Annotated in this window: 27 protein-coding genes and 2 riboswitches; of the genes, 6 read left to right on the top strand and 21 right to left on the bottom strand. The window is 39.8% G+C overall.

Annotation, left to right across the window (positions count from 1 at the left end; all coding sequences use genetic code 11):
- Window positions 1-94: 94 nt before the first annotated feature.
- From purF to NSS78_RS03220, 13 genes are all read right to left on the bottom strand, one after another.
- Window positions 95-1525 (bottom strand): amidophosphoribosyltransferase, encoded by a 1431-nt coding sequence (purF, locus tag NSS78_RS03280; RefSeq protein ID WP_003213939.1) that lies wholly within the window; start codon window positions 1523-1525, stop codon window positions 95-97.
- A complete protein-coding gene (gene purL, locus NSS78_RS03275) occupies window positions 1501-3732 on the bottom strand; it encodes a phosphoribosylformylglycinamidine synthase subunit PurL (RefSeq protein WP_050945711.1) in 2232 nt (743 codons plus the stop codon). The genes purF and purL overlap by 25 nt, the downstream gene beginning before the upstream one ends.
- Entirely contained in the window at window positions 3716-4399 is a 684-nt protein-coding gene (gene purQ / locus NSS78_RS03270; protein ID WP_309217284.1) for a phosphoribosylformylglycinamidine synthase subunit PurQ, read from the bottom strand. The genes purL and purQ overlap by 17 nt, the downstream gene beginning before the upstream one ends.
- Entirely contained in the window at window positions 4396-4650 is a 255-nt protein-coding gene (gene purS, locus NSS78_RS03265; RefSeq protein WP_003214349.1) for a phosphoribosylformylglycinamidine synthase subunit PurS, read from the bottom strand. Before purS ends, purQ begins: the two co-directional genes overlap by 4 nt.
- Entirely contained in the window at window positions 4643-5365 is a 723-nt protein-coding gene (gene purC, locus NSS78_RS03260) for a phosphoribosylaminoimidazolesuccinocarboxamide synthase (RefSeq protein ID WP_003214271.1), read from the bottom strand. Before purC ends, purS begins: the two co-directional genes overlap by 8 nt.
- 72 nt (window positions 5366-5437) lie before the next feature.
- The gene (gene purB / locus NSS78_RS03255; protein ID WP_309217279.1) at window positions 5438-6733 is read right to left on the bottom strand and encodes an adenylosuccinate lyase; all 1296 of its coding nucleotides are present in this window, start codon (window positions 6731-6733) and stop codon (window positions 5438-5440) included.
- Complete coding sequence (gene purK, locus NSS78_RS03250; protein ID WP_309217276.1) at window positions 6730-7872, bottom strand: 5-(carboxyamino)imidazole ribonucleotide synthase; 1143 nt, start codon at window positions 7870-7872, stop codon at window positions 6730-6732. The genes purB and purK overlap by 4 nt, the downstream gene beginning before the upstream one ends.
- Entirely contained in the window at window positions 7865-8353 is a 489-nt protein-coding gene (purE, locus tag NSS78_RS03245; RefSeq protein WP_050945777.1) for a 5-(carboxyamino)imidazole ribonucleotide mutase, read from the bottom strand. The genes purK and purE overlap by 8 nt, the downstream gene beginning before the upstream one ends.
- A gap of 169 nt (window positions 8354-8522) precedes the next feature.
- Window positions 8523-8624, bottom strand: a riboswitch (purine riboswitch).
- Between the two features lie 79 nt (window positions 8625-8703).
- The gene (locus tag NSS78_RS03240) at window positions 8704-8904 is read right to left on the bottom strand and encodes an NETI motif-containing protein (protein WP_050945708.1); all 201 of its coding nucleotides are present in this window, start codon (window positions 8902-8904) and stop codon (window positions 8704-8706) included.
- Window positions 8901-9455, bottom strand: coding sequence for a DUF2179 domain-containing protein (locus NSS78_RS03235; RefSeq protein ID WP_024424505.1), 555 nt, complete (start codon window positions 9453-9455; stop codon window positions 8901-8903). The genes NSS78_RS03240 and NSS78_RS03235 overlap by 4 nt, the downstream gene beginning before the upstream one ends.
- A gap of 206 nt (window positions 9456-9661) precedes the next feature.
- Window positions 9662-10462, bottom strand: a complete 801-nt coding sequence (locus tag NSS78_RS03230; protein ID WP_309217272.1) for a hypothetical protein — start codon at window positions 10460-10462, stop codon at window positions 9662-9664.
- Window positions 10463-10681: 219 nt separating this feature from the next.
- The gene (locus NSS78_RS03225) at window positions 10682-12007 is read right to left on the bottom strand and encodes an NCS2 family permease (protein ID WP_284907763.1); all 1326 of its coding nucleotides are present in this window, start codon (window positions 12005-12007) and stop codon (window positions 10682-10684) included.
- A 144-nt stretch (window positions 12008-12151) separates the two neighbouring features.
- Window positions 12152-12253, bottom strand: a riboswitch (purine riboswitch).
- A 115-nt stretch (window positions 12254-12368) separates the two neighbouring features.
- Window positions 12369-13265 carry a LysR family transcriptional regulator gene (locus NSS78_RS03220; protein ID WP_050945704.1) on the bottom strand — a complete coding sequence of 299 codons (897 nt, stop codon included), beginning with the start codon at window positions 13263-13265 and terminating at the stop codon, window positions 12369-12371.
- Window positions 13266-13366: 101 nt separating this feature from the next.
- Here NSS78_RS03220 and NSS78_RS03215 point away from each other — a divergent pair, with 101 nt between their 5' ends.
- On the top strand, window positions 13367-14554 hold the full coding sequence (locus NSS78_RS03215; RefSeq protein ID WP_050945703.1) for an MFS transporter: 1188 nt from the start codon (window positions 13367-13369) through the stop codon (window positions 14552-14554).
- 18 nt (window positions 14555-14572) lie between these two features.
- On the opposite strand, the gene NSS78_RS03210 is transcribed toward NSS78_RS03215, so the two are convergent.
- A complete protein-coding gene (locus tag NSS78_RS03210; RefSeq protein ID WP_050945702.1) occupies window positions 14573-16000 on the bottom strand; it encodes a DUF4179 domain-containing protein in 1428 nt (475 codons plus the stop codon).
- The gene (locus tag NSS78_RS03205; protein WP_309217265.1) at window positions 15969-16514 is read right to left on the bottom strand and encodes a sigma-70 family RNA polymerase sigma factor; all 546 of its coding nucleotides are present in this window, start codon (window positions 16512-16514) and stop codon (window positions 15969-15971) included. The genes NSS78_RS03210 and NSS78_RS03205 overlap by 32 nt, the downstream gene beginning before the upstream one ends.
- Window positions 16515-16693: 179 nt before the next feature.
- On the opposite strand from NSS78_RS03205, the gene NSS78_RS03200 reads away from it, so the two are divergent.
- The gene (locus NSS78_RS03200) at window positions 16694-16867 is read left to right on the top strand and encodes a hypothetical protein (protein WP_050945700.1); all 174 of its coding nucleotides are present in this window, start codon (window positions 16694-16696) and stop codon (window positions 16865-16867) included.
- Between the two features lie 45 nt (window positions 16868-16912).
- Here the strand turns inward: NSS78_RS03200 and NSS78_RS03195 are convergent, their stop codons facing one another.
- Window positions 16913-17482, bottom strand: a complete 570-nt coding sequence (locus NSS78_RS03195) for a hypothetical protein (RefSeq protein ID WP_050945699.1) — start codon at window positions 17480-17482, stop codon at window positions 16913-16915.
- A gap of 138 nt (window positions 17483-17620) precedes the next feature.
- On the opposite strand from NSS78_RS03195, the gene NSS78_RS03190 reads away from it, so the two are divergent.
- The 4 genes from NSS78_RS03190 to NSS78_RS03175 all read left to right on the top strand — a co-directional run bounded on the left by NSS78_RS03190 (window position 17621) and on the right by NSS78_RS03175 (window position 19888).
- Complete coding sequence (locus NSS78_RS03190; protein WP_050945698.1) at window positions 17621-18187, top strand: GNAT family protein; 567 nt, start codon at window positions 17621-17623, stop codon at window positions 18185-18187.
- Between the two features lie 5 nt (window positions 18188-18192).
- Window positions 18193-18645: a LytTR family DNA-binding domain-containing protein gene (locus tag NSS78_RS03185; RefSeq protein ID WP_050945697.1), complete on the top strand. Its 453-nt coding sequence runs from the start codon at window positions 18193-18195 to the stop codon at window positions 18643-18645.
- Window positions 18646-18650: 5 nt separating this feature from the next.
- The gene (locus tag NSS78_RS03180) at window positions 18651-19061 is read left to right on the top strand and encodes a hypothetical protein (protein WP_050945696.1); all 411 of its coding nucleotides are present in this window, start codon (window positions 18651-18653) and stop codon (window positions 19059-19061) included.
- Window positions 19062-19156: 95 nt separating this feature from the next.
- Window positions 19157-19888 carry a CPBP family intramembrane glutamic endopeptidase gene (locus NSS78_RS03175; RefSeq protein ID WP_050945695.1) on the top strand — a complete coding sequence of 244 codons (732 nt, stop codon included), beginning with the start codon at window positions 19157-19159 and terminating at the stop codon, window positions 19886-19888.
- 228 nt (window positions 19889-20116) lie between these two features.
- Here the strand turns inward: NSS78_RS03175 and NSS78_RS03170 are convergent, their stop codons facing one another.
- The 5 genes from NSS78_RS03170 to NSS78_RS03150 all read right to left on the bottom strand — a co-directional run bounded on the left by NSS78_RS03170 (window position 20117) and on the right by NSS78_RS03150 (window position 23991).
- On the bottom strand, window positions 20117-20776 hold the full coding sequence (locus NSS78_RS03170; protein ID WP_050945694.1) for a hypothetical protein: 660 nt from the start codon (window positions 20774-20776) through the stop codon (window positions 20117-20119).
- A gap of 190 nt (window positions 20777-20966) precedes the next feature.
- Complete coding sequence (locus NSS78_RS03165) at window positions 20967-21890, bottom strand: CBASS oligonucleotide cyclase (RefSeq protein ID WP_050945693.1); 924 nt, start codon at window positions 21888-21890, stop codon at window positions 20967-20969.
- Window positions 21891-22862, bottom strand: a complete 972-nt coding sequence (locus NSS78_RS03160; protein ID WP_050945692.1) for a hypothetical protein — start codon at window positions 22860-22862, stop codon at window positions 21891-21893.
- Window positions 22834-23397, bottom strand: a complete 564-nt coding sequence (locus NSS78_RS03155) for a 7-cyano-7-deazaguanine synthase (protein WP_050945691.1) — start codon at window positions 23395-23397, stop codon at window positions 22834-22836. Before NSS78_RS03155 ends, NSS78_RS03160 begins: the two co-directional genes overlap by 29 nt.
- On the bottom strand, window positions 23398-23991 hold the full coding sequence (locus NSS78_RS03150; protein WP_050945690.1) for an SLATT domain-containing protein: 594 nt from the start codon (window positions 23989-23991) through the stop codon (window positions 23398-23400).
- Window positions 23992-24185: the final 194 nt, after the last annotated feature.

Raw genomic sequence — 24185 nt, 5'->3', positions numbered from 1 at the left:
CCATTCACTCCTTTTAGCTGCTGCTTTCCATGTATTTTCGGCAGAATGAAAGAGCAGCATATCAACTCATCTTGACTGCTGCTCCTTTATTCGATTATTTCGTCAAGACCGTTTCCTTCACATGCGGAAGAACCGTATCTTCATATATTTCAGTCGGGTATTTCCCAGTAAAGCATGCTAAACACTGACCGCGCTGCGGATCATCATACTTCCTGCCAATCCCGTCCATTAAACCGTCTACAGATAAAAATGCAATGGTGTCCGCACCGATTTCCTGTCTAATTTCTTCCACTGAATGAGATGAAGCAATCAGCTCTTCGTGTGTGGATGTATCAATTCCATAAAAACATGGGTGTGCGATTGGCGGTGAACTAATGCGTACATGGACTTCCGTCGCACCCGCTTCTCTTAGCATCGTGACAATTCTGCGGCTCGTTGTCCCGCGTACGATGGAATCATCCACCATCACAACACGCTTTCCTTCGACTACACCGCGCACAGCAGACAGCTTCATCCGTACGCCCTGCTCACGCAATGCTTGAGACGGCTGGATAAACGTCCGGCCAACATAACGGTTTTTAATCAAACCGAGCTCATACGGAATACCTGTTGCTTCGGCATATCCAATCGCTGCAGAAATACTGGAATCTGGTACACCTGTCACAACATCTGCTTCGACATGCGCTTCCTCAGCAAGCTTTTTGCCAAGACTCTTTCTCGCACTATGCACATTGATGCCGTTGATATTGCTGTCAGGTCTTGAGAAATAAATATATTCCATGCTGCACATGCTGCGGTTAATATTCATCGAGAAGCGCTCAGATTTTAAGCCTTCATCATTAATGATCAGCATTTCGCCAGGCTCCACATCACGTAAATATGTGGCACCGACAACATCAAATGCACATGTTTCAGAAGCGACAACATAAGCATCCCCAAGCATACCAAGTGAAAGCGGGCGTAAGCCGTTTGGATCAAGCGCCACGATCATTTCTGTTTCCGTCATGATTAAGAAAGCATAGGCTCCCTTAAGCATGGACAGCGCATTTTTGATCTGTTCCTTCAATTCCATATGTCCGCTGCGCTTAATTAAATGTGCCAGCACTTCGGTATCAGAAGAGGTCTGGAAAATGCTCCCTTGGTTCTCTAGCTGCTGCTTTAACTGCGTTGCATTCACTAAGTTTCCATTATGAGCAAGGGCAAGACTGCCATTGTTTTGCGAACGGAAGAAGAGGGGCTGCACATTTTCAAAGCCGCCTCCGCCTGCTGTCGCATATCGAACGTGTCCGATCGCACCTTTTCCTTTCAAATCCTTTAGCTCACCGTTTTGAAAGACTTCCGTAATCAGTCCAAGGCCTTTGTGTGATGTGAGGTTCTCACCATCTGTTGCAATGATTCCCGCACCTTCTTGTCCTCGGTGCTGAAGGCTATGCAATCCGTAATATGTGATTTGCGGGGCTTCTTCGTGTCCCCAAACCCCAAAGACACCACACTCTTCATTTAAGCCTCTGATTTCAGCAAGCATGGGATCGCTCCTTTCCATGCACGTTCAAGCTCGTTGACCGCTGCATGAATCCATTGTTGTCCTTCTTGATTTTTGACAGTAAACACACCATCATTTGTAACCGTTCCGACTTCTTTCGCATCTTTGACAGCCGCAGCAAACGCTTCGCGGTGCTCCAGTTTGACTGTGACGACAAAACGTGACTGTGTTTCACTGAATAATGAAGCTTCGCTGTTTAAATCGATTTGGATATCTGCACCAAGCCCGTCAGTTCCAAATGTACTTTCAGCAAGTGCTACACCAAGTCCGCCTTCAGACACATCGTGTGCTGATTGAACGAGACCGTTTTGAATCGCGGCTAGCAGGGCTTCTTGACGCGAAAGCTCTACGTTCAAATCAATTTCCGGTGCTTTTCCGTAAATACGACCTTCTGTCATCTTTTGAAGCTCACTGCCTGCAAATTCTTCCTTCGTCTCACCAATGACGAAAATGACATCGCCAGCCTGCTGGAACGATTGCGTCGTAATATGAGCAGTATCTTCGACCAAACCAACCATCCCAATGACTGGTGTTGGGTAAATCGCTGTTCCATTTGATTCGTTATATAAAGAGACGTTCCCACCGATAACTGGTGTGCTTAGCGTGCGGCATGCTTCGCTAATCCCGTCAGCAGATTTTTCAATTTGCCAGAAAATTTCTGGTTTCTCCGGGTTACCGAAGTTCAGGTTATCTGTCACTGCAAGTGGACGAGCGCCTGAGCAGACAATGTTACGTGCTGCTTCTGCGACGGCGATTTTCCCGCCGACCTCTGGATCAAGGTAGAGATAGCGTGCGTTACAATCTGTTGTCATCGCTAGGGCTTTTTTCGTTCCGCGGATTCTTAGTACACCTGCATCAGAGCCAGGTGCAACGACGGTATTTGTCCGAACCATGTAGTCATACTGATCATAGACCCATTCTTTACTTGCAATCGTTGGCTGCTGAAGGAGCTGCTTTAATGTCTCTGCTGCATCTGTGATCGCTGGAGCTTCCACTTTCGTTTCTAAAAACTCACGATAGTATGCAGGCTCGCTTGACGGCTTATGATAAACCGGTGCTTCTTCTGCAAGAGCGTCAACAGGAAGCTCACATACCACTTCACCTTGATGGAGTAAACGAAGCATTTTATCGTCTGTCACATGACCAACTGATACTGCTTCAAGATCGTATTTTTCGAAAATATCAATGATTTCTTGCTCACGGCCTTTTTCAATGACTAGAAGCATTCTCTCTTGTGATTCAGACAGCATCATTTCGTATGCGGACATGCCTGTTTCACGCTGCGGAATGAGGTCTAAATTCATCTCAATCCCAGAACCTGCTTTACTCGCCATTTCCGCACTTGAGCTTGTTAAGCCAGCCGCTCCCATATCTTGAATTCCAACGAGCGCATCGTTTTTGATGACTTCAAGGCACGCTTCAAGCAAAAGTTTTTCCATGAATGGATCACCGACTTGAACCGCTGAACGTTTTTCTTCTGATTCATCAGAAAATTCTTCAGACGCAAATGTTGCACCGTGAATACCGTCACGTCCGGTTTTAGCACCAACATACATTACCGTGTTGCCGACACCTTTTGCCTGCCCTTTTTTGATGTCCTCATGATTGATTAATCCAACACACATCGCATTCACGAGCGGATTGCCTTCATAGCTTTGATCAAAATGAACTTCTCCGCCGACTGTAGGAATTCCGATACAGTTTCCATAGCCTGCGATCCCTGCCACTACTTCTTCAAACAAGTACTTCACGCGCGGTGAAGTCAGTTCACCAAAACGAAGAGAGTTTAGTACAGCAATTGGACGCGCACCCATGGAGAATACATCACGGATAATTCCGCCGACACCAGTAGCTGCTCCTTGATACGGTTCAATCGCAGATGGATGGTTATGTGATTCGATTTTAAATACAACCGCTTGGTTGTCTCCAATATCAACGATTCCAGCGCCTTCCCCAGGACCTTGAAGAACATGCTCTCCTTTTGTCGGGAATTTGCTTAAGACAGGCTTTGAGTTTTTATAACTGCAATGCTCTGACCACATGACAGAAAAAATGCCTATTTCTGTGTAGTTTGGCAGCCTGCCAATAATGGATTCGATTAAAGCGAATTCTTCATCACTCAATCCCATTTGCTGATACAATTTCTCTTCTTTAATTTGCTTGTGACTTGGTTCAAGCAGTAGTGACATGAGTGTCCCTCCAATTTTTCACGATAGATTGAAACAATTTAAGTCCGTCTGCGCTGCCTAGTAATGTATCAACCGCGCGCTCAGGGTGCGGCATCATGCCGAGTACATTGCCCTCTTCATTCGTTATACCTGCAATTCGATTGACACTGCCGTTAATATCGTCTCCGTAAGTGAAAGCGATTTGGTTATTTTCAATCAGCTTCGCTAAAGTGTCTTCATCACAGTAGAAGTTGCCTTCACCGTGCGCTACAGGAACCGAAATGGATTCGCCTTTTTGATAGCCGCTTGTAAATTGCGTTTCGTTGTTCTCTACAATGAGTTCAACTGGACGACAGATAAATTTTAAGTCTTTATTTCGTCTCATCGCACCTGGAAGAATGCCAAGCTCCTGAAGGATTTGGAACCCATTACAAACACCAAGAACAGGTTTTCCTTCCGCAGCTGCTGTTTTCACCGCCGGCATGATGTTTGAAAAGCGAGCAATCGCACCGCATCTTAAGTAATCCCCATAAGAGAAACCGCCTGGTACGAGTACACCGTCAAATCGGTCTAGACTCGTTTCGTCGTGCCATACATATTCAACTTGTTCACCTAACTCATCTTGAATCGCATGGTACATATCGATATCACAGTTAGAGCCAGGCAAGACGATCACTGCAAACTTCACTGTGCGACAACCTCCTCCACCTCATAGCGGTAATCTTCAATCACCGTGTTGGCCAGTAATTTTTCACACATTTCTTTGACGACTGTGTCTAAATCACGATCTGATTTTTCAATGACAAGCTCCATGTATTTCCCGATACGGACATCCTTTACTTCCTGATAAGACATGCTGTGCAAGGCGTGCTGCACGGCACTTCCTTGTGGATCAAGAACGCTCTCTTTTAAGCTGACAAAAATTTTCACTTTATACATGTTTATGGCCTCCAAGTCTTTTGAAAATTTCTTCGTATGCATTTGTTAAGCCTCCCAGGTTTCGTCTGAACACGTCTTTATCAAGCTTTTCGTTTGTATCTTTGTCCCAAAGCCTGCACGTATCAGGTGAAATCTCATCAGCTAGCAAAATACGATTCTCGTGATCTATTCCGAATTCAAGCTTGAAATCAATTAAATTCACATGGCAGTCTGAGAAGATTTGCTTTAACTCTTCATTTACTTGTCTTGTGATCTGCTTCATTTCCTCGACCTGCTCTGGTGTCGCTGCATCTAAAATGCGAATATGATCTTCTGTAATGAGCGGATCGCCGAGTGCATCATCTTTGTAGTAAAACTCGATCAATGGTGTATCCAGTTTTGTTCCCTCTGGAATGCCAAGGCGCTTTGACATACTGCCTGCCACCACATTTCGTACAACGACTTCAAGCGGCACAATCTGCACCTTTTGAATGAGCTGTTCTGTTTCAGAAAGTCGTTTCACAAAGTGATTGTTGATCCCTTTCTCATGTAGCATTTGAAAGATTAAGCTTGAAATTTCGTTATTCAGTCTGCCCTTGCCTTCGATTTCAGCTTTCTTTTCGCCGTTAAATGCTGTCGCTGAGTCTTTATATTCGACATATAAAATTTGCTCGTCATCGGTCTGATAGATTTTTTTCGCTTTGCCTTCGTAGAGAAGTTCTTGTTTCACAGTCATTCAGGTTGGCCTCCTAATTTGAATGTTGGCAATTTTCAGGATTGGGCACCTGACGAGCAGGTGGCCCTTTTCTTACGCAAGACCTAGACGTTCGAAAATCATATCGACATTTTTCAAGTGATAGTTGTAATCGAAGCAGTCAGCGATTTGTTCAGGTGTTAAGCGTGATGTGATTTTTTCTTCCGCTTCTACTAATGAACGGAAATGCACTTGCTTTTCCCACGCTTCCATTGCCTTCGGCTGAACCGTATCATATGCCTCTTCACGTGCCATGCCTGTATCGATTAATGCAAGAAGAACGCGCTGTGAGTAAATCAAGCCAAGTGTGCGGTCCATGTTGCGTTTCATGTTCTCAGGGAAGACCGTCAAGTTTTTCACAATGTTTGAGAAACGGTTTAGCATATAGTTCAGTGCAATCGTTGCGTCTGGTAAAATGATGCGCTCAGCAGACGAATGAGAAATATCACGCTCATGCCAAAGTGGTACATTCTCATAAGCTGTCAGCATATATCCACGGATGACGCGGGCAATTCCCGTCATATTTTCAGAGCCGATTGGGTTGCGTTTATGCGGCATTGCTGATGATCCTTTTTGTCCTTTTGCAAAGAACTCTTCTACTTCACGTGTTTCACTCTTTTGAAGTCCACGAATTTCAACAGCAAATTTCTCAATGCTTGTTGCGACGAGTGCAAGAGTTGCCATGTAATCTGCATGACGATCACGCTGCAAGGTTTGGGTTGAGATTGGTGCAGCTTTGATACTAAGCTTCTCACATACATATTGCTCAACAAACGGGTCGATGTTCGCATATGTGCCAACAGCTCCAGAAATTTTACCGTATTCGATGCCAGCTTTTGCTTGTTTAAAACGTTCTAGGTTACGCTTCATTTCTTCGTACCAAAGACCAAGCTTCAGGCCAAATGTTGTCGGTTCAGCGTGTACACCGTGTGTACGTCCCATCATGACAGTGTATTTATGCTCTTTAGCTTTTTCTTTTAGGATGTCAACAAATCTCTCAATGTCCTTGAGCAAGATATCATTCGCCTGCTTTAATAGATATGAAAGTGCCGTATCCACTACGTCTGTAGAGGTTAACCCGTAATGAACCCACTTTCTTTCTTCTCCTAGAGATTCAGATACAGCACGCGTAAAGGCAACCACGTCATGGCGCGTGTCTTGTTCAATCTCTAGAATACGATCAATATCAAAGCTTGCATTCTTACGCATAGTCACAACGTCTTCTTTTGGAATAACACCAAGCTCTGCCCAAGCTTCACAAGCGAGAATTTCTACTTCAAGCCATGCATTAAATTTGTTTTCCTCTGTCCAGATTGCTGACATTTCTGGTCGTGCGTAACGTTCGATCATTTCCCGTTTCCTCCATCTCTTTCAGTCCATATCTTTGTGATGTTTGTCATCCATTCATCATCAAACTGTTTCATAAAAGTCATATGACCCATTTTGCGGCCGGTTTTTACTTCATGCTTTCCATATAGATAAAGCTTCGCTTCTTTGAGAAGCTCAGGATGCTCTTTTGGGATGTCTACTTCATCGCCTAATAAGTTCACCATCATGCCCTCTGATAAAAGGGCTGTACCGCCAAGCGGCAAACCACATATCGCGCGAATATGCTGTTCAAACTGACTCGTCTCACATAAATCGAGCGTATAATGACCAGAATTATGCGGGCGAGGCGCCAGTTCATTGACGAGTAGCTCTCCTTCGTTTGTCAGGAACAGTTCTACAGCAAGTGTACCAACTAGCGCTAGCTTTTCAGCCAGTGTCGTTGCCAGCACTTTTGCCTTTTCCTGAATGCTTTCACCTACTCTTGCAGGCACAATACTCTGGAACAAAATGTTGTGCTTATGAATGTTCTCAGCGACTGGAAATACCGCAATCTCCCCGTGAATAGAACGAGTGACGATCACCGAGAGCTCCATTTGAAATGGGACCCAGCTTTCTAAAATACATGCTCCATGTGTGAGCAATTCAGCTGCTTCGTGAAGCTGTCCCTTTTCCTTGATCACATACTGCCCTTTTCCGTCGTAGCCGCCTCTGCATGTTTTCAGCACGGCTGGCAAACCAAGTACGGTTACTGCGTCTTCCAGCTCTTTTTCATCATGAATGATGCGGTAAGGTGCGACTTCACAGCCTGCATCTACAATCCCTTTTTTCTCCGTTTCACGATTTTGAGTTAAAAGAAGAAGTTCACTTCCTTGCGGTAAATTGGCTTCTTCCTTCAATTGATTAAGTGCATCATAATCAATATTTTCAAATTCATATGTCACGACATCGCTGATTTCTGCCAGCTGTCGAATCCCATCGAGGTCACTATAAGCAGCTGTGATTTCTATATCAGCAACCTGTCCACAAGGAGATTGTGCGACTGGGTCTAAGACAGCTGCCCGGTATCCCATTTGCTTTGCGCTGACGGCCATATATCTGCCAAGCTGTCCTCCGCCGATAATACCGATGGTTGCGTTTGGAAAAATGGTCTGCTTAGCCAAGCTGATCACTGCTTTCTAGTACAGTCTGTTTTGTTTGCTCTCTTCTTTCCTCAAGGCGAGCAGCGATTGTTTCATCAAATGCTGAAATCATTTGTGCAGCTAGAAGCCCTGCATTTGTTGCACCGGCTTTGCCAATCGCCACTGTCGCAACTGGTACACCGCCTGGCATTTGAACGATGGATAATAAGGAATCCAGTCCATTTAGTGCTTTTGATTGTACGGGCACACCAATGACCGGCAGTGTCGTTTTCGCTGCGACCATCCCCGGTAAATGTGCTGCGCCTCCAGCACCGGCAATGATGACTTTTAGTCCTTTACCTCTTGCTTCTGTCGCATATTCAAACATCAAGTCAGGTGTCCGGTGTGCGGATACGACCTGTTTTTCATACGGAATGTCTAATTCCTCTAAGATATCGCACGCATTCTTCATTGTTTCCCAATCAGATGTACTTCCCATGATGACACCTACAAGCGGCTTCATTTTGTCCCCACCTTTAAGCTGATATTCGATTTTGTATCGTTTGACACGCTTCCCAAACCTAAGCAGCTTGTCAAACGCCGAACAAAAAGGCCCGATTTGCATTGCATTGTTAGGAAGCAACACAAACCGGGCCATGGTAAGCGCTGTTCGCTTTTGAAACGCCATGTCAGTTTTGTTCACTATCCTGCATAGTCCAGTCATTTACGGTAACTGGGTAGAAACTTATGGGCCATATTCCCAAGATTATATGAGGTTCGTGTTTTGAATTCATGTTTATCTTAACAACGGATGTTCATGATGTCAACGGATTTATCGAACAATCTATGAAGTCGTCGTTTTAATGTTCGGATTTAGACTGTTTTTCCTTCAAATACGATTTTTTTCCCAATCGGAATGATCTGAATCGACCCATTTTCCTTCTTTTCCTGAAAAATGGGCTCCTCCATTCGTCGGACTGGCGCGTAGCCTTCCGCTGCCATCTGGGACAACACTTGATCGATCGTCATGTCGTCTTCCACATAGAATTTCTTCTTCTTTGGTTTTGCGGTCATTCTTTAATTCTCCTTTTCTTCACAGCCTTCACCCAGAAGCCGCCGTGAATCGATTTGGGCTCATATGAAATGATAAATGCCTTTGAATCCAGCGTTTTAATCGTTTCATATAATTGCAGTTCATATTTTCTCGGTGTTAAAATTTGCAATGCTGTCCGGTCTCCTTCAAGACCGCCTGCTACCCAGCTGGTGACACCATATCCTTTTTCTCTCAATTGCCTTGGGAGATCGACATCTAATTCTTTTGTGATCACGTTAACAGTTGTGTAGCCAAGTGCCAGCTTCTCTTCAATTTTCATCCCGACAATGATCCCCATCCCATAACCTAACGCATACGCAATGACATTTTGGATTTGATCTAAGTTATCAAGTACGATACTTAATCCAATCACATAAATCAGCATTTCAATCGTACCAGCAAAAGCTGCTGCGTACCGTCTGCCTTTCATTGTTAAAATCAAACGCATGGTGGAAAATGAAACATAGACAATATTAATCACTAAAATGATCAAAACCATGGTGAACGCATTGGATAAAAGTTGTTGAAGCACGATTCGAACCCCCTGCACTAAAAAATCAAATAAAGCACCCCATATTCTACTAGAGAACATACCTTGATACAATCAAATTTGCGCGAGAAAAACACATATATCTTTCGACAAGAACGGTGGTCTTTGTTACCAAGAGTTTACCCGTTTTTTCCTCTTCTCAACATGAAAACCTCCTTTTTTGAAAAAGGAGGTTTTCAGTGTGTGTATTATCCAAATCGAACAGGCACAAGTGAAGGAATCAAATACTCTCCGACAATGCCCCAGAGCAGTGCAATGATGACAAGCTCCACCAATAAAAAGATCCAGCCAGCATACATCAAATCACCGCGCACCGCTTCATGCTCCGATTGAATCGAGCGAAACAGCACGACCGCAATCAACTGGAGACCAAAAAACATCATCACAGATAAAATGACCGTCACATATGGAATATTCAGCATGGCAAATACAAGCCAAAGGATGGATAAAACCAAAACCGGTACAAGTGCGGCACCAAACTTCATGATCACTTCTTTCAGTGATATGTTTCCTTTTAGCATGTACTTACCGAGTAACCAGACGGTCAGCATCATCAATGTGAGCAGAATGAGTGTAAAGACCGCTACCCTCAAAAAGGCGTCACCAAAAGAGTAATGAATGCCAAAGCCTAATAAACGAGTCTTTGACGCCTTTAATTGAACATAGTTGCCTAAAGCAAAAAACACGCTGAATAACACAATCGAGATCCAGGCGTACTTCATCCGTAATGTTTCCGCTTGATTGATGGCCCGGCTCGGTGATTTTAACATCGCAAGTCCATATGAGCCATAGCGCTTAAACGCGCCTCCTACACCTTGCAGCATACGCTGAATGGCAGAACGCTCATCATCCGCTGCTACTTTTACTTTCGACGTTCTTCCACGTTTTGCGGCGCTTCTGCTAAGGCGGGATTGCCTCGTTTCTTGATCTATTGATGGCTCTTCATTTTTTAAGTCTGATGTACTTTGCTCTTCATCTTTTTCTAACATCTCATATCAACTCCTATCCAGCACAATCCTTACAGGCTCATACGAATGACCTGTAAGGATGACTCCTCTTAAAGTAGCGGAGTCTCTCTGTTCAGTCAAGATTCCTTGACGTTCATACGAATAGACGGCTAAAGGGCATCAGAGGTTTTAAAATGGCAAGAAAATTAGGGCAAAACAAAAAAACAGCAGCTTCCATGAGCTGCTGCTTCAGGCGAACTATTAATGATTTAAGAAAGCAAAGTAGAGAATAAAGATCACAAACAATCCGTACATAATCGGATGTACTTCTTTGGCTTTCCCTTTAAAGATCATCGTAATCGGGTAGAAAATAAAGCCAACCGCAATCCCTGTTGCAATACTGTATGTGAGTGGCATCATAATCATCGTTAAGAACGCTGGTACGGCAATTTCAAAACGATCCCATGCAATCTTCGCAAGCGGAGCGACCATCAGTGCACCAACAATGATTAAAGCAGGTGCTGTCACATTCGAAGTAACGATGGATAAAAGCGGCGAGAAGAACATCGCAAGCAAGAAGAAAATACCTGTCACGACAGCTGCAAATCCAGAACGTGCACCAGCAGCAACACCTGAGCTAGATTCAACATAAGATGTTGTCGTCGATGTTCCAAGAATAGAACCTACAACGATTGAAGATGAATCCGCTAGAAGTGCTCTTCCTGCACGCGGCAGCTCATTATTTTTCATTAAACCAGCTTGGGTTGCAACAGCCACAAGCGTTCCTGCTGTATCAAAGAACCCAACGAATAAGAACGTTAAAATCACGACAAGCATTTGAATCGAGAAGATGTCTGGCAAGTGAATCAAGGCTTGTCCAAAGGTTGGAGATAAGCTTGGAATACTTCCCACAATTTGCGTCGGAACTGGTATAAGACCAACAATCATTCCTGCAATAGCTGTCACAAGCATCCCAATGAAGACACCTGCATTCACTCGAAGAACCATTAAAATAACGGTCACTACGATACCAAACACCGTCAATAGAACAGGACCACTATGAATGTTTCCAATCGAAACGAGCGTATTATCATTATTGGCGATAATACCAGAGCCTTGCAGACCGACAAATGTAATGAATAGACCAATACCTGCACCAACCGCAAGCTTTAGCTCAGCCGGAATGGCATTGATGATTTTTTCACGGAAACCTGTTAAAGAAAGGGCAACGAAAATCAATCCTGAAACAAATACACCAGAAAGTGCTGCTTCCCATGTGATGCCCATGCCAAGAACAACCGAGAAGGCGAAAAAGGCATTCAAGCCCATACCTGGTGCAATCGCAATTGGATACCTAGCAATCAGCCCCATCAGAATACACCCTGCGGCAGAGGCTAACGCCGTCGCTGTAAAGACAGCGCCCTGATCAATTCGTAATTTATCTGGAAAATCCGGTACTGCTACTAAAGCAAGTGTGATCGGATTGACAAACAGAATGTAAGCCATCGACAAAAATGTGGTTAAACCACCGATGATTTCTCTGCGGTAATTCGTTCCTAACTCATCAAATTGAAAAAACTGTTTCAAGCCAACTGACTCCCTTCATGTCCTTTTGCTTTAGTCTGCCCCATTCACAAGTCAAATAAAAAACGCCCCAACAGTTTTGGGACGCTTGACTACATATGTGAATTCAGACGGTGACATAAAACAAGAACAATGCATGATTTATATCAAACGAGTGTGAATTGACGTAGTCAAGCTATTTACGGTAGCTTGGTAGAAACTTGCGGGCCATATCCCCGCTATTATACGACTTCTATCTATTTGATTTCTGTGTCTATTGTACCAACTTCATTTTTAAAACACAATACGAAAAGCGAACATTTTTCAAAGAAATGTCCGCTTCATTCGTCTTATTACACGAATTTGGAAAATCACATCTAGTTCTTTATACACCCTTCTCCAAATCCTTCTCTTTTGCAAAAACCGCTTCGGCTACATGGAAAAACTCTTTCACTGCCGGAGAAGCTTGGGAGAGAGACGGACAGGCGAGCGCAACCTCACGATGATGAGAGACATTCAACTGACGAATGTGCACAAGCTGCTGCGTTTTTAAAAACAGCTCAGGGCCTATCGTGACACCAAGCCCTTCCCCAACCATACGAGCAATGGTCGTACAATCGTGTACTTCAAATAAAGTAGCTGGCTTCAATTGAGCGTCAGAAAAAATATCTTCTACATGTGATTGATACATGCCAGTCGGCATAATAAATGGTTCATCCGCCAAATCTGTGATGTCTACAATGGACTGCTGGTGAAAACGGTGATTTGGATGATAGGCGACCACCATCTCATCTTTGATCAGCGGCAGCAAGTCAAAAGCTTCATCTGCATGGCCTTTCACAACAAAACCAACATCAATGATGCCAGAGTCCAGCCACTCCAATATTTCTTCATACGTTCCCTCATAAAATTTAAATTCGATTTTCGGATGCTTTTTCTGATAGCTCACAAGCAGCTTAGGCAATAAACAAGCAGATGCACTGGCAAATGTGCCGATACGAATCAAGCCCGTTTCTATATTTTTTGTGAGCGCAATTTCCTGCTGGATCTTCCCCACTCTATTTAACACTTCTCTAATATGCGGGAGAAGCGTTTGACCGATATCTGTCAGCATGATGCCCTTTTTACGATCACGAATGAATAAGGACACACCCCACTCCGTTTCTAAACTTGCCACTGCATGACTCACTGCGGACTGTGTCATATTTAACGCTTCAGCTGCTGCGGTAAAACTGCCAAGTTCGACCACTTTTGCGATAATGTCAAAGCGAACAAAGCTCATGAGTATTTACTCATCTCCTTCATGAAAAACATCAATTTTACTTATGTTAGCACGGAATTTAAACTAAATACAACGTATCAAATTGAAGGAAGGGTTCAAAAATGAAAAACATATCACATCAGCTATTGATTATTCTTTTAGCTGTCGGTTCATTCGTCACAGGCACGTCAGAATTCGTCGTGTCAGGCATTCTAGATATGATTTCTGCTGATTTACATATCTCCATTCCTGCTGCCGGACAGCTTATCACCGTTTACTCTCTCTTTTATGCAGTAGGTGCTCTCTTTTTAGTCATGGCAACATCGAAATTAAACCGAAAAAAGGTTCTGTTATCGGCTATTTTAGTGTTTATTTTAGGCAATGTGGTCGCCTTTTTTAGCCATCACTTTGTGCTGCTCCTGCTATCCCGAGTCATCATGGCCATGAGTGGCGGCTTATATATTGTCGTCGCCACGAATTATGCAGCGCAGATCGCCCCTCCAGAAAAAAAGGGAAGTGCGATGGCAACGGTCATTACTGGTTTTACCGTTTCACTCGTACTTGGTGTCCCTATTGGCACATTTCTATCAGGTCATGTGGATTGGCACTATATTTTTCTCATCATTGCACTAGGTACTGCTTGTCTTTTACTACTGCTTTATCAATTACTGCCACGCATGGAGGGACATTCACATCTGCCATTGAAGCAACAATTACATCTCCTTCAAGATAGCAGAGTGATCAGCGGATTAGCCACGACCGTCTTTTGGATCTTAGGCTACACAATGGTATTCGCTTATATCTCGCCTTTATTACGACAGACTGCTGGCTTCTCTCTTGAAATGACAAGTATCGCCTTGCTCATTTTAGGAATCGCTGCTTTTATAGGCTCACGATTTGGCGGCTTCGCCGTTGATCAATGGGGACCAAACCGAACCATCTCGATCAGCATCATGATCCAGATGCTCGCTCTCTTTGCTTTATTCTTTACGCAATTCTCTACAATAAGTATCTTGATTACGCTTGCCATATGGGGCATCGCTACATGGACGACAACTCCGGCGAAGCAGTTTTACCTCATCTCTCTAAAACCCCAAGCATCAGAAACCGTGCTGAGTTTTAATACAGCGATAATGAATATCGGCATGATGCTCGGATCGTCAATTGGCGGTGTGATTATACAATATACAAATGTCACGAACTTAAGCTGGATTGGCGGTTTAGCCAGTTTTGTCGCATTCATGTTGATTCGGTACTCGTTCCATCGTAATCGGCTGGTCCAAAAGCAGACAAAAAGCGAACATGTGTAATCATGTTCGCTCTCTTATTTATCGACTAGCTTTTGATGTTTCTTTTTTGACTGGAATGGTTACAAGTATATCTCTCTGTGGTGCCAATCGGTTCAGATCTGACATATTAAGATCAAGTCCATAATCTTTAAATGCTAATGTGTCTAACTTCTTATCAAATTCAAAAGTGGATTGCAAAGAGGCTGTCTTTACATTGGTCACCTTTGCATCGTTCCTCTCTAAGTAATATCCGTTTTCATCATTTGCTTCAGAATCTGACCATGATTTTAGCTTTTTAACGTCACCTAACCCTATCCATTCACCTACATTCTCCATAATATCTTCATCTAATTCTTTCTGGTCTACTCCAGTAAATTGATAATCAACTGTTACAGAATGCCCCTTTTGCTCTATTTTATTGATTTTGATTCCAATTCCATGATGCTTTGTTTTGAACTGAACAGGCAGCTTTGTCTGGAGAGGAATGATTTTGCTTTCTTCTTGTTCGTCTGTCACACCTGTGTAAAATGTTAATTCAGTTGCCTCTGGATCAATCGGCTGATCTAAAATGGTCAAATGATTTTTTCTAGTTTTGTCAGGAGTCAGTTGTTTTTCTCCTAAGACTGTTCCAATTTCGAACTGATAATCATTCCCTAGATTATCCTTCATTCTTTCTATACTAACTATATCGTCTTTAGCAAAACCATTGTAATCAATGGTATATTGAATAACAGAGCTTTTCACTCCATTTTCTACCTGTACATTTCTTAAGTGATAACGCCCATTAAAAATAGACACGTCTTTTTGTCCCGCTAATAAAGTGGTTTTTTGCTTGACCACTGGTACTTTGAAGCGCCAATTCCCTACAATATCCCCAATTTTCGAAATGACAAGTGGCACTTGTTGACCTTGTTTGATCGTTTGACCATTTGTATAGACTGTCACTTGCCCAACATAACGGCCATCTTTTAATTTTTTCAATTCATGATTGTAGGAACTCGATTGGGAAGCTTGATTTACTGGATCTAAGTCGACTATGAAAGGGACAACATCTTTCTTTGTATTCAAACGATTCACAGTAAATGTATAAACAAGCCGCCCTGCATCATAATACACACTGTTCACTTCCACATTAACCCCTCTTGATTCAGCTCCCTCATTGACATGCTTCACCATCTCACTCTGAAAAAGAGACATTCCTACTTTATCGTGAAACATCATATAAAACTGCCCAATAATCGGGACACGTGCCATCGCTGTATTAAGAGAAGGAAAAAGGAAGCCTGATGACAAATAAAGAACGATTAGTATGATGACAGAATATATTGGCGTTCTCCAATTCCATGTGAACCAACGTCTTTTCTTTTCCGCTTTCACATCTCCTATTGCTTGGCGAATTGCAGAGGTTACTTCAACCTTTGGTACTTCAATCTCATCATAAAGCTTTTTCATTTCTTTTCGTTCCATCGACACTCTCCTCCTTTTCCAATGTTTGCTTTAATAACTTTCTTGCGCGATACAAATGAGTTTTAACCGTTCCTTCAGGCATATCCATCTGCTGAGAGATCATTGAAATCGAATAATCTTGAAAATAAAATAGCTGAATCACAATCTGGTATTGCTCATCTAACACATCAAGAGCATGTTTTAAATCTAGCTTGTCTTCCAAAAAATCATTCCGCTCAACGCTTTCGTGCTGCTGTTCAAACGGCACAACATCTTGCTGCCTTTTCTTCATCGCAAAAATCGTATGAATCAAAATCCGAGTCAGCCAGCTAGAAAAATATGTTGGTTCTTTCAAGCCAGATAAATGCTTAAACGCTTTTAATACCGTCTCTTGAACAGCATCTAACGAATCCTCTTTATTTCTTGTGTAGAGAAAAGCCGTTTTATATAAACGCTCCTGATACATCAGCATTAATTTCTCAAATGCCGGGACATTCCCTTTTTGTGCTTTTTTAATTAGACGCACTTGCTTCATCTCACTCACACCTCCTACACCTGTTAGAGCACGCTTTCTCTCAAACGGTTTCAACAAACGGAAATTTCTTTTACTTAGCATATGTCGGATAAAAATTGAGAAAGTGAAGAATAGAGTCGAAAGAACAAGTTGGATATTTGATATAATGGAAGAAATATCTACAAAAAGGAGTATGTCGATTGTTTCGATTCGAAGAACCCACGTGTGCTAGCTGTCGGAAAAAGATAGAAGGAAACGAAGAAGTGTACGTTAAGCTTGTCTATCCAAAGAGAAAAGGAATGACAGAGGTGAAGGCTTGGCTGAGGAATGAAGGGGTTTTTTATTGTAAGGCTTGTTATGGAAAAACAACATAAAAACAAGCATTTCAATTGAAATGCTTGTTTTTACTTTCTACTTTTTTATTTCCGCTTACTACGAAGTTCAATGAGTGCTAGTGTATTGTCATTGAAAAAGAACTCCAAAATGATACCGTTTGATTGATCTTGGTATTGTATTCCTTTGCTATACCCTTCGACAAACCAGAGCTTCTTGAATTGATCTCCATATGTTTGTATCACAGATGAATAATCTTCTCCAATTTTAACTCCCTTAGATGTTTGAAGATTTTTTTGTTTTGATTGATTGTAAATAGATGTTACTCGATGATGTTGATCAACTGATACTACAAAATCTTGGTTTTCTTTTTCCATGTAGACCATCTGTTTAGAATTAGAATATTGAGGATTCTCTACAAGAGTATGATCTCCTTCAAATTTTTGACCGATCTTAACATGACCTAGCGATTCATCTGTTAAAGATATAGAGTGAAAATTAAAAAACATTGTCACCCAAACAAATACTGCCGTTCCTCCTAAAACAGAACCTACAATTACTAACGCCTTAGAACGAATGACTCCCTTTTTAAATAAATAAATCACTAAAGCTACGGTGATCATCACGATACAAATCATGATTAGAAAAATGCCCATTTCTCTTATCCTCTTTCTCTTTAGTATAATTCACATGTAAATGATTACCACAATGGTAATTTCATATTATACCAAAGGGTTCCACAAATTCGAACAGTACAGGTATAATTTAAATAAAATAAACAATAGGAGATACATATGACTAGAGATAAATTGATATTTCCACAAACATTTCCAACTATTCATACCGAAAGACTAATCTTAAAACAAGCAACGACCGAAGACGCTAAGGATATGCACATCTATTTATCTAATGAAACCGTGTGCCGCTACATGGGCATTGATGCACATGAAACCATCGAAGACACAAAAGGAGAAATCCAGTGGTATGACAAAATCTTTAAAGAACAAACAGGCATCCGCTGGGGCATTTCTCTAAAAGACAATCCAGCCATTATCGGCAGCTGCGGCTTTCTCAATCTAGAAAAACAGCACTGCCGCACCGAAATTGGCTATGAATTACATCACGATCATTGGAGAAAAGGCATCATGAAGGAAGCGATTACTGCGGTGTTACGGTATGGATTTCAGGAGATGAATCTGAATCGAATTGAAGCAATTATTGATCCAGCAAACACGTCCTCTGTTCAATTATTGGAGAAGATTGACTTTGTACGAGAAGGTTTATTGAGAGAGTATGATCTTGGTCAGAATGGGTTTGATGATGTGTATATGTATGCGATTTTGAAGAGGGATTACAAATAAAAACAATGAAAACAGATATTCATTTCATTCAAAAGCCGCAATCAGAATATGTTTCTTTTCACATTTATGAGCTCAATTCCACGATTGAAAAGCTTGTCCAGCAAGTGGAGCAATCAGCCCCTTATCTCTTAGCACAAGAACCCACGAAAGAAAGAATGAAAAAGGTCTATTATCACGAAATTTTATATATAGAAAGCGTTGATAAAAAGTCGTTTTTGTATACATCAGACGGGGTGTTTCTCTTAAAGGAAAAGTTATTTGAACTTGAAGAACTGCTTGAAGCGCACGATTATGTCAGGATTTCAAAATCGATGATTCTGAATATAGATTCTATTACCGCTATTTCTCCTAAAACAAGCGGTCGTTTTGAAGCAAAGCTTACAAATGAGGAAAAAGTGATGATTTCACGTTTTTATATTCAAGCATTAAAAGAGAAGCTTGGGTTACGGAGGAAGTGAACAGGATGAAACGTTATATCACAAATCTTTTGATCACATTTTGTCTGATCTTTACTGCACTCGTATTGATTTACTGTTTCACGTTTGGAACAATGCCCATCTATATTTTACAAGCAATCATGTTCAGTTCCTTTTTTTCAAGCGCCCTGACCTTCTTGCTATATCCAAAACAAACGTACAGCCACAAACGGATTCTTTTTCAACAAATCTTATATATCGTCCTTGTGATGTGTATGATTATGACAACCATCATCATCGTCAGCGGTGAAATCAGTCTTCTTTCGTTCATCGTGAATTTCCTTGTGGTCATGGCTTTATTCTTTTTGATCAAGTATCTATTGTATAAAAAAGATCAAGCAACTGCTGAGGAAATCAACGAACTTTTAAAGCAGCGAAAGAAACGAACAACATCTTAAAGTGCATCTTAGGGCTAAATATTGACATGTTAGGAAGATTTAATTGTGACTTATGCTTGATTCCACTACTCTGACGTTAGAGGAGGAATCAAAACATGAAACCAATCACAATCATTCGAAAATCAGTACTTCTACTGCTCTTTTCTTTAATCATCCCAACAAGTGCAGGTGTCTATATATCCATCAAAGAAGTAACCGATCCAACGAACATCTATCTCATCAATGGCTGTGCGATGCTGGCTGGGTGTCTTTTACTTCTATCCATTATTCAAAAAAGTCGTTTTCACTTGAAAGAAATAGGTTTTCGAAAAGGGTCTCTTGGTATGTGGATATTTCCCATCCTTATCATCGAGGCCATTCCATTTATTGCTGGATTAAATAAGGATCTAACCCTTTCTTCCTTTATAGCACTTTGTTTCTTCATGGTGTGTGTCGGTCTGTTTGAAGAAGGAATCTTTCGAGGCATCCTGTTCCAATATTTAAAACAGATCAATCTGAGTACCGCCATCTGGGGATCTGCCGTACTATTCGGCCTTGGTCATTCTGCTAATCTACTAAGCGGAAAAAGCCTCACATTAACAGTGGCACAAATCCTATTCGCCTTTTTATTTGGATTCGTTGCAGCTGAAATTGTGGCACTCACTAACAGCCTGCAATGGGTCATCATGTGGCACGCGGTGCATAATATCGTGGATCAAATGACAAATGGAAATACGCCTGTTGGAATGCAAATGCTTTTACTATCCATTCAATGTGTCATCTTGCTTGTTCTTGCCGTGATTTTGTGGAGAAGATTAAGAATGAACATATTCGGAACTGCTAGATGAGGCGACTGAAAGATGGGTAATTCGAATGTTAGGCATTTGTTATTTCAAAACCCCTTTTATATATGGGCACCTTAAAAACCTCTACTCTAAAAGAGGTGGGGCATTATCGTGTGTGCAAAATTCGACACTGCACAATCACAGTGTATCGCCCCTTAAGGTCTAACGATCATTTTTAGAAGAGAATAAAAATCCCTATCAAGATTAATGCATTTTACATCTATTTAATAATTAATCAAAATAAGATTTAATTCCATGCTTTTGTAAAATTACATTCAATAAACTGAAATCATAATCTCTCATATTCGGATATTTTTCCTTTAATTTATTATTCATCTCTTTCAAAGTCGTACATTCACTTTGATCGCTTGAAATAATAGTATTAACAGCTTTAATAACACGAAATTTTGGCTCCTCATTCATATTATTATTTAGTTGAGCTCTTATGTCTGACAAAGGATACTTAATCTTATTGTTCCACCAGATCGTTAACACATCTATCGCATCTCTTAAATTCCTAGCAACAATATTTTCAGCTTCAGTTCTCTCGCCATCTACATCTACTCGTCTATCAAATTGATGTTGAAGATTATTATCAGCTACCTCACCAATTAAAGGGTTAAACAACCTTATATTAGACTTATTGATTAGTTCAAGAAAATGTTTTGCTGCATGTGAACCACAAACAAAGACACCTTTTTTCTTTTGATCTTTTCGATCACTATAAGAAAAACAATAATATTCATTCTCTAACTGATCACCCGTACAGCTTATGTGTTCTTGTCCAGGAAGTAATTTTATTCTAGACATGATGTCTACTTTAAAAAGGCTTACTATTTCCTTTCTCCTTTCCTCACCACGACAATTAATTTCTCTACACACTTGTCCCATTTACTTACCACCCTTAAGCAATTATTTGAATTAATTACAATTAAAAAGTATATTTGATTTAGAAAGTAATCACCCTTGCAAAAGGTTGCAAAGATCTTTTTATTTATCTAAGAAGTTGTTAAATACCCTATACAGCGAGCACTGAACCTTTTAATTGCTGTCGAAGTAATAACTTTGTAACCCCATCATACTAATCACCTAATATTTTTTTCCATTCATCTATTGAATAAGATTTATTTGCTCGTTCTATTCTACTTAAAACTCTATTAAGTACTTTACTTACTTCTCTACGCTTCGAACTTTTTACCTCTCCTAAATATGTGTCAACATGAATTGATTGTCCTGTACTGTCCCTTATAGGATTTAATACAGCTTTTTCTGCGTGTTGATAGAAGTATTCAACCAAACCTTTATATGACCTGGGGGCTTGATTATTATTTTTAAAAGCATCAATTGCCAATGACTCTATATGGTACCCTGATAGTTGTTTGTTTTGAGGTAATGTACTATTAATTTTCTTTATAATTTTTATTAGTGGCACAATTTTGTTCCCATTCTCTTGGTTTACTCTTGTTAATTTCTCAGCGAAATTTTTAGGTTTTATAACATTACTCCAAGAGTTATCATTGGCTTTTGCAATTTTATAGCCAGTACTAGTTTTAATACTAGGTAATAGTTGAATTTCGTGACCTGAGCTAAATTTTACTGTTAAAGCCAAATTTCCGATCGTCACCTCTGTATTTGGCAAGCGCTTGTTTATCTTATCTTTAATTGTTTTCATGACCTCAAAAGGTTTTGCACCAGATAAATTTTTATCATTTATCTGGACAAGCATATCAACATCACTTATTCCTGATATATAAGTATTTTTATTTATTGACCCTCCAAAAATCATCTGAACAGAACCTTCAAGTTCTTTTTCAATCGCTTGTTTTAAAGTATCCAAATGGTTTCTTATTCCCTCAACATCTCGATCATTAATATTTAGAAATAGCTCTCTTATAAACTCATTCAACTCTGATTCAAATCTTTGTTGTTCTACTTGGTCCTCTCTTTCTGCCTCTAATTCACTTAATGTCTTAGAAGGTATACTATTCCAACTAGATCCAGACAATTACCTCATCTCCTTTAACACTCTATTATATATTTTTAGAATTCCTTCTAATTGATATTTAGAAAGATTCAAACTTTCCAAATTACGTGTTTCTGCAAAAGTAACCAAATCTCTGTTTAACTTATTCAACAAATCGAGGTTTTCTATATATGATATAAATTTAACCTCACTATCATTCCTATCCCAAAGACTTGACTCGATTGCATAATGGTTGAAGTAGGTAGGTTTATAATTATTGAACGAAAATCTTAACCATGATAAGCCATCAAATATGTCTGCCCCACATATAAAATATAAAATAATTGATAATGGATCTGAACATCCAAAAATATGAATAGGTGTTTCTAAGTTCAATTCTCGCATAGACTTTCTAATCGAGTATAAATTTTTAGCACGTTCTAGAATTGAAGAACCGAGTTCTTTTTCAGTAAAACCTATAATGTCAAATTTTTTTAGCAATTCATAATGTTTTATAATATCTTCAGGTTTAATAAATTTATAGTTAATATTTGAAGGTTTAAAAAGGAAATCTGAAGCAAATTGCGGGAATTCCCCAAAAATTTCTATTGCTTTTTCAATTTGAATTAATATAGGCTGACCATCATTATAATCATAATTGACTAGAACTTTTTGATAAGGATATTTTAAATTTTTGATTAGGCTATAATACAGAGTTTCATCCCATTTACTAGGAATATAAGATTCATTGTAAATATCAGATATGTCATGTTCCTTATTTCTTTCATATCCTCCACTATCTATAAATAAAATTTCAGAAGGAAATATATCATTTTCATCTATAAATTTATAATACAAGTCAAATGCGCTAATTAATGATACATCTGTTAATTTAGGCTTAATGTAGTTATATAAATCTTTAACGTAAGGAAATCCTTTGCTAGAAAAGGAAGGCACTATTAGAGGTGTATTAATACTATATTTGCTAATTTTTCTTATTGAGGATAAGATCATTCAGCATACTCCTATCTATACAAGATCCACATGCTCCACAAGGTTTTAAATCACTATCTTCACAGCTAAAAGTTAGATGTAAAGGGAGTTTAGTTTTTAAAGCATATTCATATACCTGTTTTTTAGTATAATTTAAAAACGGAGTAACTAATTTAATTGCCCCCCCATAGTAACCATCCAATAATTTTTGAATATCTTCTACAAATTCTTTAGTTGTGTCATAATAAATCGATCCGGTATGAATACCTAGTGAAATGAAACCTGAAGTTTTCATCAAGTAACCGCAAGCTGTCAAAATAAATTTTGCATTTCTACACTTGTATTCTCCCCTCTCATTCACTAGAGTTTCAATATTTTGTTTAAAGAAAGGGACATTATAATGATCACTAATTGCTTTAGCTGACTGATATTCGGAATTTACACTTTTCTGTGAATAATCAATAAATAAGGTGCGTACATTATCTTTTCTGGCTAAGTGATATTCTATTAATGAAGTGGAATCAACGCCACCACTAAGTAATATTATGGTATCCAATTACTTATGATCATCCCTTCTAATATTAAAAATACTTTTGATTTTCATTTTCAAAAGATAAAAATTCACCGACATATGCGGATTATAGTCTAATTTTTTACTAACATCAATTTTCTTTTTTAGGCGTTGCTTTTCTTTTAAAAATACCTTATCGGGAATAATTGGTGCATTTTCGTGAATTTCAATATACTCTTCTGAAAACTTTTCTACATCATCTTCATTAATTTTTTCGTGAGATAAATATGTGCTTACTCTTCTAATGAATCCAGTTAGTTGTTTACCTACATTTTCATGAGATGCGGCTCTTTCAGCAAACCTTAGATATTCTTCTAATATTGTTATTATAAAAATTACTCCAGCGAACCCCCCAACAATTAATTTATAATTATCATCTGTCATATATGGGAACCAAACTGCAAATGTTTTTGAGTCTGCAAAAGTAATAATGGCAATTATAGAAGATCCACTAAGAGCAAAGATATGAAGTGCATTTTTTGACATATTCGCTTTTTTACTCATACTAAAATGCATTTGTCTATTTTGTTCAGCTTTATTTTTTAATTTTTCAAGTTCATCTCTTTGTTTTTCGCTCATTAAAATTCACCCATTGAAAAAGACTTTTATTTTCACAGTACCATTATTTGTATTATCGTCTGAAAATCTAAATCTTTTAATACTCTTGTAAAACTAATGCTTTTCATATTGACATAGCATTTATCATTAGATCTCTCTTTCAAGATGAGATATAGATGACAATACACTATATCAAGACCAAACTTCTCTAATAG

This window comes from Bacillus sp. FSL W8-0920 (assembly GCF_038593215.1).
GTDB lineage: Bacteria > Bacillota > Bacilli > Bacillales > Bacillaceae > Bacillus > Bacillus pumilus.
Note: the sequence above shows the minus strand (reverse complement) of the source record. Positions and strands in the feature narration are given on the sequence as shown.